This is a genomic window from Ahniella affigens (genome assembly GCF_003015185.1).
Classification (GTDB): domain Bacteria; phylum Pseudomonadota; class Gammaproteobacteria; order Xanthomonadales; family Ahniellaceae; genus Ahniella; species Ahniella affigens.
The window spans coordinates 3,424,047-3,438,608 of record NZ_CP027860.1 but is presented as its reverse complement, the minus strand read 5'-3'; the positions used below and the strand labels follow the sequence as shown (position 1 = coordinate 3,438,608).

Annotated in this window: 11 protein-coding genes; 6 read left to right on the top strand and 5 right to left on the bottom strand. The window is 60.4% G+C overall.

The window, feature by feature from the left end:
* Positions 1-662: 662 nt before the first annotated feature.
* The 4 genes from phbB (C7S18_RS13295) to gluQRS form a co-directional block, all read right to left on the bottom strand.
* The gene (phbB, locus tag C7S18_RS13295) at positions 663-1,409 is read right to left on the bottom strand and encodes an acetoacetyl-CoA reductase (protein WP_106892030.1); all 747 of its coding nucleotides are present in this window, start codon (positions 1,407-1,409) and stop codon (positions 663-665) included.
* 231 nt (positions 1,410-1,640) lie between these two features.
* Positions 1,641-2,144: a polyhydroxyalkanoate synthesis repressor PhaR gene (phaR, locus tag C7S18_RS13290; protein WP_106892029.1), complete on the bottom strand. Its 504-nt coding sequence runs from the start codon at positions 2,142-2,144 to the stop codon at positions 1,641-1,643.
* A gap of 501 nt (positions 2,145-2,645) precedes the next feature.
* Positions 2,646-3,386, bottom strand: a complete 741-nt coding sequence (gene phbB, locus C7S18_RS13280) for an acetoacetyl-CoA reductase (protein ID WP_106892027.1) — start codon at positions 3,384-3,386, stop codon at positions 2,646-2,648.
* A 35-nt stretch (positions 3,387-3,421) separates the two neighbouring features.
* Positions 3,422-4,327: a tRNA glutamyl-Q(34) synthetase GluQRS gene (gluQRS, locus tag C7S18_RS13275; RefSeq protein ID WP_106892026.1), complete on the bottom strand. Its 906-nt coding sequence runs from the start codon at positions 4,325-4,327 to the stop codon at positions 3,422-3,424.
* A gap of 87 nt (positions 4,328-4,414) precedes the next feature.
* On the opposite strand from gluQRS, the gene htpX reads away from it, so the two are divergent.
* The 3 genes from htpX to C7S18_RS13260 all read left to right on the top strand — a co-directional run bounded on the left by htpX (position 4,415) and on the right by C7S18_RS13260 (position 6,694).
* A complete protein-coding gene (gene htpX, locus C7S18_RS13270) occupies positions 4,415-5,287 on the top strand; it encodes a protease HtpX (protein ID WP_106892025.1) in 873 nt (290 codons plus the stop codon).
* 123 nt (positions 5,288-5,410) lie between these two features.
* On the top strand, positions 5,411-5,794 hold the full coding sequence (locus C7S18_RS13265; RefSeq protein ID WP_206207903.1) for a ribosomal protein L7/L12: 384 nt from the start codon (positions 5,411-5,413) through the stop codon (positions 5,792-5,794).
* A 6-nt stretch (positions 5,795-5,800) separates the two neighbouring features.
* Complete coding sequence (locus tag C7S18_RS13260; protein ID WP_206207902.1) at positions 5,801-6,694, top strand: DMT family transporter; 894 nt, start codon at positions 5,801-5,803, stop codon at positions 6,692-6,694.
* A gap of 1,277 nt (positions 6,695-7,971) precedes the next feature.
* Here the strand turns inward: C7S18_RS13260 and C7S18_RS13255 are convergent.
* Positions 7,972-8,181 carry a hypothetical protein gene (locus C7S18_RS13255; protein ID WP_106892024.1) on the bottom strand — a complete coding sequence of 70 codons (210 nt, stop codon included), beginning with the start codon at positions 8,179-8,181 and terminating at the stop codon, positions 7,972-7,974.
* 211 nt (positions 8,182-8,392) lie between these two features.
* Between C7S18_RS13255 and C7S18_RS25350 the strand changes: the two genes are divergently transcribed.
* From C7S18_RS25350 to C7S18_RS13240, 3 genes are all read left to right on the top strand, one after another.
* Positions 8,393-8,956 carry a Shedu anti-phage system protein SduA domain-containing protein gene (locus C7S18_RS25350; RefSeq protein ID WP_425481105.1) on the top strand — a complete coding sequence of 188 codons (564 nt, stop codon included), beginning with the start codon at positions 8,393-8,395 and terminating at the stop codon, positions 8,954-8,956.
* 912 nt (positions 8,957-9,868) lie between these two features.
* Positions 9,869-12,991, top strand: a complete 3,123-nt coding sequence (locus tag C7S18_RS13245) for a tetratricopeptide repeat protein (RefSeq protein ID WP_170113261.1) — start codon at positions 9,869-9,871, stop codon at positions 12,989-12,991.
* A gap of 346 nt (positions 12,992-13,337) precedes the next feature.
* Positions 13,338-14,426: an alpha/beta hydrolase gene (locus C7S18_RS13240; protein WP_170113260.1), complete on the top strand. Its 1,089-nt coding sequence runs from the start codon at positions 13,338-13,340 to the stop codon at positions 14,424-14,426.
* The last annotated feature ends 136 nt before the right edge of the window (positions 14,427-14,562 follow it).

Below are 14,562 nucleotides of genomic sequence, written 5' to 3'. Positions count from 1 at the left end.
ACGGTCAGTGACAGTGCGGGATTTTCGCGACGACACTGTGTGGCAAGTAGCCCGCTCCCACTCGCGTGGGAGTCCAGCCGCCGCTTTGGTGCGCTTATTCGCGCATCAAACTGTCAGCGACGATGCGCGATTCTTACGACGGCACAGTGTGGCAAGTAGCCCTCTCCCCAGCCCTCTCCCATTCGCGTGGGAGAGGGAGCGCTCCCTCATCCGCGAGCGCGGGGGAGGGCCAGGGGAGGGGGCTGCTTGGGGTCAGAATCGTCACCAATCGCAATTTATTGGTTCGCAAAACCAATGGGTTACGGCGTGTTTGATGAGAGTCCAGCCGCCGCTTTGGTGCGCTTATTCGCGCATCAAACTGTCAGCGACGATGCGCGATTCTTACGACGGCACAGTGTGGCAAGTAGCCCTCTCCCCAGCCCTCTCCCACTCGCGTGGGAGAGGGAGCGCTACCTCATCCGCGAGCGCTGGGGAGGGCCAGGGGAGCGGGTTACTTGCGATCAGAATGGTTATTTCGTCCGGATCGCAAAGGTTGCACAACCAACGCGTGAGTCTGTGTCTGATCAGATTGATGACCGCATGCGCGCCGTCGGCCAAGTGGAACGTTTTTGACCGGCGGTCCTAATACCGCCGGTCGCAGTGTCGCGACGACTGAAGATCGTTCAGAAGCTGATGAACATCCCGCCGTTGACCGGCAGATTGACGCCGGTGATAAACCCGGCCTGGTCGCCGCTCAGAAAATCAACGGCGCGCGCGATGTCTTCGGGCTCGCCGATGCGGCCGACCGGAATCGACGCAACGATCTGATTGCGGATGTCTTCCGGAATCGCCATCACCATTGCCGTGCGGCAGTAGCCTGGCGACACGCTGTTGACCGTCACACCCTTGCGCGCCACTTCCTTGGCCAACGCCATCGTAAAGCCGTGCAGGCCCGCTTTTGACGCCGAGTAATTGGTCTGCCCGAACTGGCCGGTCTGCCCGTTGACCGAGGAAATATTGACGATGCGCCCAAAGCCGCGCTGGCTCATCCCATCAATCACTTGCCGGGTCAGGAAGAACGCGCCGTCGAGATTGACCTTCATCACATCCAGCCATTGCTGCGTGCTCATCTTTTTCAGCGTCGTATCGCGGGTGATGCCAGCCGCGTTGACGAGGATGTCGACCTCGCCTGCGTCAGCCCGCACCTGTTCGATCAACGCGGCACAACTCGCTTCGTCGCCGACATTGACCGGGGCAAACGTAATCTGACCCTGGTAGCTGGCCACTTCCTGTTCGAATTCAGCGACGCGTTCGGCGCGCACCGCGAGATCGGCGGCGACGACGCGCCGACCGGAATCCGCCAGTTGTTTGCAGATGGCTGTTCCCAGCCCGCCAATACCGCCACTGACCACTGCCACGCGTTTTGTCATGGATTGAACCTTGATAGAAGTCGAACGTGAAAAATGCTGCACTGCAGAACCGTCCGATCTTAGGTTTGGCGAATCGCCAAAGTCAACGCACGCAGCGCCTTTGCTGCCGGGGCTGACGATTTGTCATGAACAGCCGTGTGCAGGCAAACTACGCCTTGCCCCGTGGTGGGGGCAAAGCGGTGTCGTCAGCGTTGGGCTCTGGATGTCGCCGGCGTGCTGCAAATCAGCGGCTTAGCGCACTTTGTCGGTGCCAGGTTTGCTGCCGGGCGGCGCCGGTTGCGCAGGATTGCCGGTGCGGGCCGCCTCGAAGAACTTGGTTTGCATGGTCTTCCAGACTTCCAGATTGCGCTCCGTCATGTCGTTCAGCACCGACCACGGCGTTTGGCCGAGCAGGCTGTTCATCTGCGTGCGCAATTGCTGCTGCTGTTCCAAAAACGCCTGCATGGAGCGTTCCAGATAGCTGCCCATGAAGCCCTGCATCGAATCGCCGTAAAAGCGGATGAACTGGCTGAGGAGCTTGGTCGAAAACAGCGGCGCGCCGCGCTCTTCGTGCTCGGCAATGATTTGCAGGAGCACACCACGGGTCAGGTCTTCGCCGGTCCGCGCATCGCGGACTTCGAATTCCTCGCCGTCGAGTACGAGCTGACGCACATCTTCAATCGTGATGTAGCTGGAAATCTCGGTGTCGTAGAGACGCCGATTGGGGTACTTCTTGATAATGCGTGGAGCAGCCATGGGCTTATGATCTTCTTATGTGGCAGCAATCGCAGCGTCCGTGCCGACGACCGTTACCCGAAACGGAGGCGCCCCTCACCGAGCGCCCGCCGAATGTTGCGGTCGAACTTAGCAAAGCTTTGTGCATTGCACTAGCCATGACTCCGGGATGCCGCAATGCGGCACAAATGTTCGGAATCACGTTCAGATCACAACCGGCAACCGGCTTCAGACCCACGGCCACAGGCGCTCTCGCTGTGCGCATCATTGATCGCCACCCAAGGTTCAGATCCTGCCAACCTGCACATGCTGGCCTGGACGCATCTCCGTCTGAAGTCTGATCTGTCGCCAGACTTTCAAGTCGAGACCGGCCAAGCCGATTCGCCAACGTTCAACCAACCCTCCCATGCATGAACACTGCAACGTGCCGTAGTCATGCAACGTGTCTAGGATGGCATTTGGGCGCTCACTTGTCCAATTGCAAGCGAGCGCCGAGTTCAATGCCAGCCGTACGCGCGGGCCTTACCAACCCATGTAGTGACCACCGTTGATCGACAGATTGGCACCCGTGATCCAAGCTGCCCGTTCGTCAACCAGAAAGCCCACCGCGTAGGCGATTTCTTCGGGTTTGCCGAGTCGGCCGGTGGGGATCTGCTGAACGATCTTCGCGCGCACTTCTTCCGGCACCGCCATGACCATGTCGGTCGCCACATAGCCGGGCGACACCGTGTTGACGGTGATCCCGAACTTGGCGTTTTCCTGGGCGAGCGAAATCGTGAATCCATGCATGCCGGCCTTCGCCGCAGCGTAGTTCGCCTGACCGTATTGGCCCTTCTGACCATTGATCGACGAGATCTGAATCACGCGACCGAAGCCCCGATTGCGCATGCCCTCAATGACGGCGCGTGTGACGTTGAAGCAGGAATTCAGATTGGTGTTGATGACTTCCTGCCACTGCAGGGCGGTCATGCGATGGAACGTGGTATCGCGCGTGATGCCGGCGTTGTTGATCAAGATATCCACCGGACCCAAGCTGGCCTCGACCGCTTTGATCATCTCTGCCGCCGACTGCGCATCGGACACATCGCCCGGCACGATCGTGAAGTCATAGCCCAGGGCTTTCTGTTCGGCCTGCCAGGTCTTTGCTTTGCCTTCATGGCGATAATTCGTGGCCACGCGGTGGCCGGACTTGGCCAAACCTTGGCAAATGGCGGTGCCGATGCCGCCCGTGCCGCCGGTGACGAGTGCAATACGTGATGTCATGAACCTACTCCCAAGCAATTGAAACAAACTGCATTCTAGCGGCTGATCGGGTTCAGTCCGGCAATCAAACGTGTGTTTGTTGCTGGAATACGTTTGTCGTCGAATTGTGCGACTGCCTCGGCAAGAAATGCGTCCGGTTGATCGGCCATGACGGCGTCCTGTCCCAGAAAGGCGAGCGCCGCGCGCAGACTGGGGAGTGGGTTCGTCGCATCGATGGGGCGCGCGGCATCCGATTTGCTGAGTTTGCGACCTTCGGCGTCGACTGCGAGTGGCAGATGCAGATAGCCCGGCTGTGGGAAGCCCAGACAACGCTGCAACCAGATCTGTCGGGGCGTCGAATCCAAGAGGTCCGCGCCGCGCACCACCTCGGTAATACCTTGGGCGGCGTCATCGACCACCACGGCGAGTTGGTACGCCGGCCAGTCGTCGGATCGCCAGATGACAAAGTCGCCCACAGTGTCTGCCAAAGACTGACTGAACGCCCCAGATCGCCGGTCATCCGTGACGATCGAGCCCGCCGATTCGACGCGCAGTCGCCAACTACGCGGGCGATCACCGTCGCTCCCGTCAGGACAGACTGCGGGGTGGATGCCGCCGAACGCTTGCAACTGCGCGCGCGAACACATGCACGAATAGGCGTGCCCACTCGCGATGAGCTGTTCAAGGGCCTGCCGATAATGCGCCAACCGCCGGCTTTGAAACCAAACCGGTTCGTCGGACTGCATGCCAAACGCCGAGAGCGTGTCCAGAAACGCCAAGCTCGCGCCGGGCTGCTCACGGAGCGGGTCGATGTCTTCGATTCGGATCAACCAGCGACCGCCGGCCGCACGCGCGGTCAGGTAACTCCCCAGCGCGGCAACCAGTGAACCGAAATGCAGCGGTCCACTCGGCGAGGGCGCAAAGCGACCGCGGTACTCACTGTCTTTCAACGAGTTGTTCATCTGTCTAAATTGTTGCCAACGGCGCGCTTGAATCAACGTCGAAATCCATCACATCTAGGTCATCCCTGCAATCACTGGTGAACAACCATGCTCAGAATCCTGCTTTTTGTCGGCACCAACCTGGCGATCATGCTGGTCCTTGGACTGGTGCTGAGTATCACTGGAATCGGCCGGCAAAGTGGCTTGGGCGGCCTGTTGCTGATCTCGGCCGTCATTGGCTTCACCGGTTCGATCATCTCGCTCTTGATGTCGAAGACCATTGCAAAATGGCAGACGGGCGCCACGATCATTACGCAGCCACGCAATGAGGCAGAGCGCTGGTTGTTGACGACCGTTGCCCGCCAAGCCGAGCAAGCGGGCATCGGCATGCCGGACGTGGCGATCTATCAGGCACCCGAAATGAATGCGTTTGCGACCGGATGGAATCGGAATGCGGCGCTCGTCGCAGTGTCCACCGGCTTGTTGTCGCGCATGACAAGGGACGAAGTGGAGGCGGTGTTGGGTCACGAGGTCAGTCACGTTGCCAATGGCGACATGGTGACGCTGACGCTGATCCAAGGCGTGCTGAACACGTTCGTCGTGTTCTTGAGTTCGATTCTGGCGCGCATCGTGGCCGGGTTCATGCAGAGCCGGGAAGACGAGTCGAATGGGTTCGCCACCTTGGTGTACCACGTGGTGCATTTCCTGGCTCAGATCGTGTTCGGCATCCTGGCGTCGGTCATTGTGATGTGGTTCTCGCGTCGTCGTGAATTCCGCGCTGATGCGGGTGGAGCGGCACTCGCGTCACGCCGCAGCATGATCAACGCGCTGCGTCGACTGGGCGGAGATCAGTACGACAGCACGTTGCCCGAAGGCACCCAGGCGATGGGGATCTCGGGAGCACGTCGGCAGATGGCGCGTTTGTTCATGTCGCATCCGCCGATTGGCGAACGGATCGCGGCACTGGAAGCCGCTGCCTGATGCGCTGACGCCAACCCGGCGACACGTGAACGTCGGCGAGCGCGGTGATTGTCACCCGCTCGCCGGCTCTGTCAGACTCCCAAGTCATGGTCCGTCTGGCCAGCAGGCGAGTGGGAGGACATCATGATTGAGCAGTTCTCGGCATTCTTTGCCAATCTCGGCGTGCCACCAATTGTCGCCGGCATGATGATCGGCGCTGTGTTTGGTTTTCTCTTGCGCGGCATCCTCGGCAACAAGCCCGCACCCGCCTCGCAGCCGGCGGCCAGTGCGCCGTCGTCGATGCATCGGCTGGGGGTTGACTTGGGTGTTCCCGCATCGCTTGATCTTGCCAAATTGGGGGTCTCAGTCGCAGTCGAAGCCAACATCCTTGAAGCGCTTGGTCGCGGCAGCAAGATCGAAGCCATCAAGCTGCTGCGCGAGGCGACTGGACTCGGACTCAAAGAATCGAAAGACGCGATTGAGTACCTCGAAGCTTCGATCGTACATGCAAACGACTCGCGCTCCTGAAACGAGATGACTAGCGTCGCGTCGGGCCGCAAACTTCGGCCCATGTTGGCCATGCTCTGTGCCGTGGCAATGTTCGCAATCATGGACACTGGCCTCAAAGTGCTGGCGGGCACCCTGCCGTCGGTGCAGGTGGCCACGCTTCGTGCGGCTAGTTCGCTGCCGTTGATTGTGCTCTATGCCGTGCTTGCCGGCCGCTTGTCTGCGTTGAAGGCAGTGCACTGGCCGCTGCATCTGTTGCGCGCGACGCTGGGCGTCCTGATGCTCGGTAGTTTTGCCTATGCGCTGCGCGGCATGTCCTTGGCGAACGCGTATTCGCTGTTTTTCGTCGCACCGTTGATCATTACGGCGATGGCGGCCTGGTTTCTGAAAGAGCAGGTGGACCGCAAGCGCTGGTACGCGATCCTGTTCGGCTTTATCGGCGTCATCGTGATCCTCCGGCCGACGGGCGATGGCATGCTCAGTCTGGGTGGGCTGATGGTGCTGATTTCGGCGACGGCGTACGCTGTTTCAGCGATCACCGTGCGCGTCATTGCACGGCACGACAGCATCGAATCCATGATGTTCTGGCTCTGCCTGCTGATGACTATCATCGGTGGTGCGATTGCCGCGCCAAATTGGGTCGCCCTCGAAACGAAGCATGTGTTGCCGCTCGTCGTCATCGGGATAACGGGCACCGTTGCTCAGTTCGCGGTGACGTATGCGTTTCATCAAGGCGAGGCCTCCATGATTGCGCCATTCGAGTACACGGCGCTGATTTGGGGCGTGCTGATTGACTGGGTGCTGTGGTCAGTGTTGCCCGATGGCATCACGTTGCTCGGCGCCGGCTTCCTGATTGCCAGCGGCATCTACCTGATCCGCCACGAACGCCAGCACGAAGAGGATCCAGCGGCGCATCCGTGATTGGCGTTTGAAAGGCGCTGATAGTTTGGCTTTGAAAAATGCCTTGCCTTTGAAAAATGCCCGGCCTGGGCCTTTTTTTAAATTGCGCGTCCAGCGCCGAGCCGGCCCCGGCGAAGGCCGGGTCCCGAAACGTTCTAGTCGAAGTAACCGTTGCCGCGTTTGCACCGCGGACAGGCCATCCATGGCCTGTGTGCGCGCTGAATGGTTGTCCATAGAAACTCCAATCCACCTCTCGTCACCCCGGACTTGATCCGGGGTGAGTTTCAAGCTCGCGGCAAGCTGACCCATCGCTTACGCTCATCATCGCTGGCGAACGCGATTGGCTCGGTTGCTCTGCCCTTGTTGTTTGCGGGGAATCTCGCGCATCTAGTGTCGCTGCCAGACTGCTGTGATGCACAAGTTCGGGAATTGGTGAGGTGTCCGCTAGGGCCTAGCGCTAGGGCCCCGGCAGGCTGGCAAAAAAGCGCTGGGACAGGACAGCATTTGGCGTTTCAACATAGCCTCTGTGCGACTGTAAAAACTTCAACCTCACTCCGGATCAAGTCCCGGGTGACTAATCGCGGGTGTGTCTGTCGTGGCAATGCCGTTGCTTCAGACGCCGGGAAGGTTCGGTTTCCGAAGAAACTCCAATCCACCTCTCGTCACCCCGGACTTGATCCGGGGTGAGTTTCAAGCTCGCGGCAAGCTGACTCATCGCTTGCGCTCCTCATCGCCAGCGAACGCGATTGGCTAGGTTGCCCTGCCCTGAGAGTTTACGGCGAATCTCGCGCATCTAGCGTCGCTGCCAAGCTGCTGTGATGCATAAGTCCGGGAATTGGTGGGGGTCAGCTAAGACCCCGCTAGGGGCCCCAAGTGACGAGACGTGGATTGGAATTCCCTGTAAATTCGAACCCTCGTGACGTCTGAAGCGCCGGTTTTGCCACGACGAACACGCTCGCGATTCGTCGCCCCGGACTTGATCCGGGGCGGGTTTCGAGCTCGCGGCAAGCTGACCCATCGCTTGCGCTCATTATCGCTTCCGAACGGGACTGGCCAGGTTGCTCGAGCAGGTCCCTCAGTGTTTTCACACGGTCTGGTTACCGAGAATCACCAGAACATGCGCGAACCCCAACGCAATCGCATCACGCGAGCGGCTAACAGAGTCGGCAATGGTCGTAAAGTGCCGCTTGGTGTCGCCGGTGATTGCGATGAACAGAACGTTGTCACGGCCGGCCCGTTCAATGGCGCGAGCGAGCGCAATTGCTTGCGAGCAAGCCAGCCAGCCAGCAGCACCGCCTTCAACAGGATCGACGGCGCATGCGCGGTGCGCCGGTCAAGTCGTTCCGATCGCGCGGGTCGAAACCAGACAAGTCCAGTGCATCCCTCAGATGGTCCGTCGCAGGGGCAAACGAACCAGGCAGCAGCTGAGCCACCAGCAACGCCGGCAGATACCGCGGGCTCATGTCGACAAAGTTGTAACGCGCCGCCGCCGACTCGCTTGCGCTCAATCACGGAACCAAGCAACATCAAGGTTGCTCTTTTTACAGCTTCATTAGGCACCACAACTAGACCGCCGTGGCTACCTACAACGACCGCCTTCTGCGAGGGGATTCTTCGCTTTTCCTTGATGCGGAACAGCGCAAGGTTCTTGACTTTGAAGAGCAGCAGCTTCGATCGAAGTACGAGAAGTTCTTGCGGTCTGCGACATGCGAAGCGCAGATGCAGTACTTCCTTGAGACGAACCCAATACTTATTCCTGGGCTATACGATCTCCACAACGGACCGAAGGGCAATGTCGTAATCTCAAAGCTGCGACTGGCTGACGAGTACGTGACCGACTTTGCCTTCATATCTGAGAACTCCGCTCATTGTCTGATTACTCTGGTCGAGATTGAGTCGCCTAAGATTCAGATGTTCCGAAAATCGGATGGGCTCTTCACTTCTGAGTTCTCGCGGGCACTTCAGCAGCTTCGTGACTGGGATCAGTGGTGCGCCCAGTACCCAAACCATCTGAAGGATGTCTTTCGGCGAGTTTTTCATCGCTCTACGTTCAAGTATCGACGGATAATGATTCGGTGCGTACTCTTGGCCGGAAGAAGAACCCAAGTTGAGCGCAGCGCGAAGCGACAGGAGCGATGGGCTGGGGTGAATCGTGACCCGTCAGTTGTGGTCATGACCTACGACCGAATTCTTGATCACCTATCTGTCAACCCGCGGCTACTTCAACGGCTACGCTGTGTTCCGCAGAGTCGGGTTTCACTTGTCGTGCGCGGTGATGCCTAACCATTCGCTCAGGCTGACCCGCTACGGCAGCCACTGTAAGCTCGCCTGAGCCAGTCCCAATATCGTCTCAGGCAGTGCGGGTAGTCGCGGACGCTCATCGAGAGGACGCACATCGAGACACCCATTAGTCCTTCAGAAAATTCTGAGGCCGGGCACCCAGCAGGGTGGTGCCTGGGGTCAAGACCGCTCTTTGATGCGAGTTTCTTGGGTTTTTGGGTGTCTTGACTCCCTCATGGCTCCCCGCTTAAGTTGCAACCATGAACTGGGGCCTTGCGTGCCCAGGTCAGAATTTGCTGGACTTGAGCGTATCGAATTTTAAGTAGGGATTTTGCGCATCGCTTGGCAATCCGCAAAAGCCGCATCGCATTGTGTATTCTGCTTGCTGTTTTCTCAAATGCCGATGTGAGCCTGCCTGGCCTTGGCAAGTCGCCGAAGCTGGGGCGGTGATTGGTGCGGCGCTTCGGCTCGCGCCCTTCCACCATGACGGACGGCAATCCGTACTGGCTGATCGGCCCATGAGATCCGAAAGACCCACTTGAGGACATCGCAATGACGGCTGACGATGCAACGCGCGATTGCCTGTTAATCCGCCACCGACCCGACGCATCCTTAAGCTTCGAGGTCCAACGGGTGGACCGACGGGGTGCGCAGGCGGGGCCTCCGGTAGTGCTGGAGGACCCGCTATCGCGCAAGCTGGGCGGCAGTGAACTGGATTTGGGCCATGAACTGGCATGGTATCTGGAGAGTTACCTTGACCTGCCGACGGGCCCGAACGAAGCGCGGGCGGATCGTGTGCAGGCTGCCTTGCGCGAGTGGGGCCGCCGGAGTTTTGATGCGTTGTTCGGACAGGGGCAAGCGCGTGACTTCTACCGGGACGCCACGCGAGGCGGTCACAAAGATCTGCATCTGGTCGTGGCCAGCGACGACGCGCGGGTGCTGTCTTGGCCGTGGGAGGCATTGTCTGATCCGCAGGTAGGCGATCTAGCCCATCTGTGTCGCATTGAACGCCAGCTCGACAAAGCGCCGGAACCGATGCCGCTGCCCGAGGGGCTGCCGAAGGATCGGGTGTGCATTCTGCTTGTCACTGCGCGGCCGTACCAGAATGACATCGCCTACCGCAGCATCACGCGTCCGTTGGTGGAACTGATCCAGCAGGAGCAGTTACCGGCGGAGGTGAAGCTGCTGCGCCCGCCCACCTTCGAGCAGCTCCGCCGAGAGCTGCAAGCCCATCCCGGGCATTACCACATCGTGCATTTCGATGGCCACGGCGGATTTGGTTCCGTGTCCGGTGGCAGTGCCGACCGATTCAAGAGCCCGCAGGGCCAACTGGTGTTCGAGAACGCTGACGGCAGCGACGATGCCATCACGGGAGCGCAGCTTAGCCAGTTACTGCGCGAGCACGGCATTCCGATCGCGGTGCTCAATGCCTGCCAGTCGGCGATGATCAATGAACAGGCCGAGGACGCTTTTGCGTCGGTGGCCACGGCGCTGCTGCGCGCGGGTGTACGCAGTGTGGTGGCGATGGGCTACTCGCTGTACGTCAGTGGCGCGCGACAGTTCCTTCCGGCGTTTTACCGCCAGCTGTTCATCACTGGAAACGTGGCGGAAGCCACGCGCAGCGGACGCGGCGCCATGCTGGCGAAGCCGCAGCGCCGTGGTGATGTCGAGTTGCAGGACTGGCTGGTGCCGGTGTTGTATCAGCAGGATCCGGTGAGATTGACGTTCTCGGGGCGCGCAAAGGTTTCGATGCAGCCGCACCAGTCCGGTCTGGATCGGATTCCCGAGGCGGCGCGTGTGCAGGCCAGCCATGCGCCGCACGGTGTCATCGGCCGCGACAGTGCGGTGCTGGAGCTTGAGCGGGCCAGTCGCCGAGCACCACCGGCGCTGCTGCTGCACGGCTTGGGCGGCGTGGGCAAGACCACGCTGGCGCGTGGCTACATTGAGTGGTTGGCGCACACACAAGGCCTGCCCGACAAAGTCATTTGGCAAAGCTTGGCCGAGGTGCGCTCCTTTGACTACTTGCGCAATCGGCTGGTCGAGGAACTGTTCGGCACCGATGCGATGGCGCTACCCGATGCGCAAAAGTGGCCGGCGTTGATTCAGGCGCTTCGCGAGCACGCGGTGCTGATTGTGTGGGACAACTTCGAGAGCGCCAGTGGTGCGGCGGATGCGGGCGGCACCGAATTGGAGGCAATGCCGGCACCCGAGCGCCAGCAGCTCAAGCAGTGGCTGGAGCAGTTGCGTGGCGGGCGTAGCCGGGTGCTGATCACCAGCCGCAGCGACGAGCAGTGGCTGGGCACGGTGGCCTGCTATCGCATGGCGCTGGGCGGGCTGGAAGGTGAAGAGCGCCAGGAGCTGGCACAGGCCATTCTGGCCGACCAGGGCTTGAAGCTTGATCCGCGCGACGAAGCCACAACGAAACTCATCGACAGCCTGATGGGCCATCCGCTGATGATGCGTGCCATTCTACCCAAGCTGGCTTCTACCCCTTCGAAACAGCTTAGGCTGGACGTCGAGCAGTATCTGCATCAGGCCGACAGCAGCGACCCGGTGGAGCAATGGCTGTACGCGACGCTGCGCTACATCGAAGCAGGTCTACCCGAAGCCTTGCGCCCACTGCTGTTGCCCATCGGCTTGCATGAAGGCTATATCGATGCGGACTTCCTGACGGAAATGGCCCAGCAGGCGCAGCAGCCCTTTGAGCTGGCGCAGGTGTGCCAGGCGCTGGAGTTACTGGAGCTGGCCGGCCTAGTACGCGGCTTGGGCAACAACGTTTACGAGATGCACCCAGCATTGGCTCGTCAGACGCGTTTGCGCAGTGTGCAGATGGATACGGCGACGCGGCAGGCCTGGGAGCAGGGATTTTGTCTCGTCATGGCCAGCTTGGCGGATAACTACGCGCCAAAGGAGCTGCATGAACAGCGCCCGGTGTTTGCGATTTTCGGGGACAGCTTTCAGCGTGCACTGGAGCTGGCACAAAGCCGTAACGATCTGGACGAGTGCGGCGCTTTACTTCAGGCTCAGGCGGTCTACGCGTTGAATCGACGCAATCTGGCACTAGCGGCGCAGCACTATGAAGCCTATGCCAAAATTTGCGAACACCGGGCGCGCGAGGACCTGGCTGCAACGCCCTATCACCAGCTCGGCAGGGTCGCCCAGGAGCGGAGAGAATTCGACGCGGCCGAGGCTTGGTACCGCAAGTCCTTGGCGATTGAAGAGCGGCAGGGCAACGAGCACGGCGCGGCGCTCACCTACCACCAGCTCGGAAGGGTGGCCCAGGAGCGGCGCGACTTCGACGCGGCCGAGGCTTGGTACCGCAAGTCCTTGGCGATTGAAGAGCGGCAGAACAACGAGCAAGGCGCGGCGAGCATCTATCACCACCTCGGCGTGGTCGCGCAGGAGCGGCGCAACTTCGACGCGGCCGAGGCTTGGTGCCGCAAGTCCTTGGCGATCTGGGAGCGACGGGGTGACGAGCACCGCGCGGCGGTCACCTATCACCAGTTCGGCAGGGTCGCCGAAGAGCGGCGCGACTTCGACGCGGCCGAGGCTTGGTACCGCAAGTCCTTGGCGATCAAAGAGCGGCAGGGCAACGATCACGGCGCGGCGATTACCTATCACCAGCTCGGCGTGGTCGCCCAGGAGCGGCGCGACTTCGACGCGGCCGAGGCTTGGTACCGCAAGTCCTTGGCGATCTGGGAGCGACAGGGTGACGAGCACTACGCGGCGATTACCTATCACCAGCTCGGCAGGGTCGCCGAGGAGCGGCGCGACTTCGACGCGGCCGAGGCTTGGTATCGCAAGTCCTTGGCGATCAAAGAGCGGCAGGGCAACCAGAACGGCGCGGCGATCTCCTACGGACAGCTCGGCAACTTGGCGATACACCGGCGCGACTTTGACGTGGCCGAGGCTTGGTACCGCAAGGCGCTTGCAGCTTTCGAGCGCACGGGCGACAGGCACTACGGTGATATGGTCAAACGCTCGCTCGGCCGCCTCGCCGACCTCCGAACAGGATCATCTGGAGAACAAAGTGAGTGATCTTTTGAATCAGATCCAGGCGCTGAGCGACGCAGATGCTGTTGCGTTGCTGCGACGCTTCATTCGTGCATTGGGCACTGGATTGCCCAAGCCTGAGTTAGTGCAGCGGCAGGCTCAGGGCATCGCCGACGCGCTCTCGTTGGTGGCCGCGCCCGAAGAGATCACGAGTGAGGGAGATATTGCGCGCTCGGCATTGCAGATCCTCGCTGGCGACGCCCGCTTCCGAGAATCCCTGCAGACGATGGTATCCAACGCGCACAGCACCTTCTCACGGAGCGACGGGCAGATCGAAGTTTCCGACCTGTTGGCCGTGCTGCAGAGCCAAGTGCCAGCAACGGGGGGAGCGATGCAGCAGACCGATCGAACTGCCGCAGCCCAACCGGGATTGGTCCGCGCGTTAGCGCGCCACCTCTTGCGCACGGTCGGCCTGCAGCCAAGTGGCACGCAAGCTGACGCGGAGTACCCTGTCTGGTACGCCACCAGCCGCAAGCCGCTTGACCGGGCAAACCCGTCTCTCGGTTTTGGCGTGGAGCGCGACCATTGCATTCACTACGGCATCTGCAAAGTCTTTATCCCCAAATCGCACAAGGTGGGTTCCACCGGTTCTCCTTGGTGGAAGCGTCTTCTGAGTGCCACCGACGACCGAATGCGCGTGTTGACGACAGATTCGTTGCAAGTTGACGCCTTCTTTCAAAAAATGCAGCAGCATCTCCGGCAAAGCAACGTCGAAGACCAAGACGCGGTGGTGTTCATCCATGGCTTCAACGTGAGCTTTGAAGAGGCCGCATTACGTGCTGCGCAAATCGGCTTCGATCTGCAGATCAAAGGCGCCATGGCCTTTTACAGCTGGGCCTCTCGGGGCAGCGTCAAGATGTACCCGGCCGACGAAGCTTCGGTCGAGCTGGAAGAAACACCGATCGCCGATTTCCTGTGCGACATGGCGATGCGAACTGGTGCGCGGCGGGTCCATGTGATCGCCCACAGCATGGGCAATCGCGGTTTGCTGCGCGCTGTGAGCCAAATCGCACAGAACGCGGAGCGGCGCAGCGGTGTGCGCTTCGGTCAGATTATTTTGGCTGCAGCAGATATTGATGCTCGCAAGTTCCAGGAGCTGTGCAAGGCTTACACGCTGCTGTCGGAACGCACCACTTTATACGTTTCATCCCGCGATATTGCGGTGGAGGCATCAGGCTGGCTACACGATTTCCCTCGCGCCGGGCTGATGCCGCCCATCACCACGGCGGCTGGCATTGACACGGTTAACGCGACGAATGCCGATGTGAGCCTGCTGGGTCATGGCTATGTTGCGGAAGCCAGGGACGTGATCAGTGATATCCACGCATTGATTCGCCACGGTGCAGCGCCTGCGCAGCGCTTTGGATTGCGCCTTGCCACAACGGTGGATGGCGCACCGTACTGGCTGATTGGTGCCTGAGAAGCGAACGACCTTTGGAAAAGATGAGCAGTCGCCAGATACGGACAAGGATTCAAAGACAAAGCGGTCCGCAGGTTGTTGCCGCCAGAAAGCAATTCGGTTGAGGTGGTGTCGGAGGCGGGCGGCGTGTCGGTGT

What these genes read in the sequence shown, in the direction of transcription:
- phbB (WP_106892030.1), bottom strand. Translation starts at nt 1,409, where the DNA reads ATGACAAAACGCGTGGCAGTGGTCAGTGGCGGTATTGGCGGGCTGGGA.
- phaR (WP_106892029.1), bottom strand. Translation starts at nt 2,144, where the DNA reads ATGGCTGCTCCACGCATTATCAAGAAGTACCCCAATCGGCGTCTCTAC.
- phbB (WP_106892027.1), bottom strand. Translation starts at nt 3,386, where the DNA reads ATGACATCACGTATTGCACTCGTCACCGGCGGCACGGGCGGCATCGGC.
- gluQRS (WP_106892026.1), bottom strand. Translation starts at nt 4,327, where the DNA reads ATGAACAACTCGTTGAAAGACAGTGAGTACCGCGGTCGCTTTGCGCCC.
- htpX (WP_106892025.1), top strand. Translation starts at nt 4,415, where the DNA reads ATGCTCAGAATCCTGCTTTTTGTCGGCACCAACCTGGCGATCATGCTG.
- C7S18_RS13265 (WP_206207903.1), top strand. Translation starts at nt 5,411, where the DNA reads ATGATTGAGCAGTTCTCGGCATTCTTTGCCAATCTCGGCGTGCCACCA.
- C7S18_RS13260 (WP_206207902.1), top strand. Translation starts at nt 5,801, where the DNA reads ATGACTAGCGTCGCGTCGGGCCGCAAACTTCGGCCCATGTTGGCCATG.
- C7S18_RS25350 (WP_425481105.1), top strand. Translation starts at nt 8,393, where the DNA reads ATGCAGTACTTCCTTGAGACGAACCCAATACTTATTCCTGGGCTATAC.
- C7S18_RS13240 (WP_170113260.1), top strand. Translation starts at nt 13,338, where the DNA reads ATGCAGCAGACCGATCGAACTGCCGCAGCCCAACCGGGATTGGTCCGC.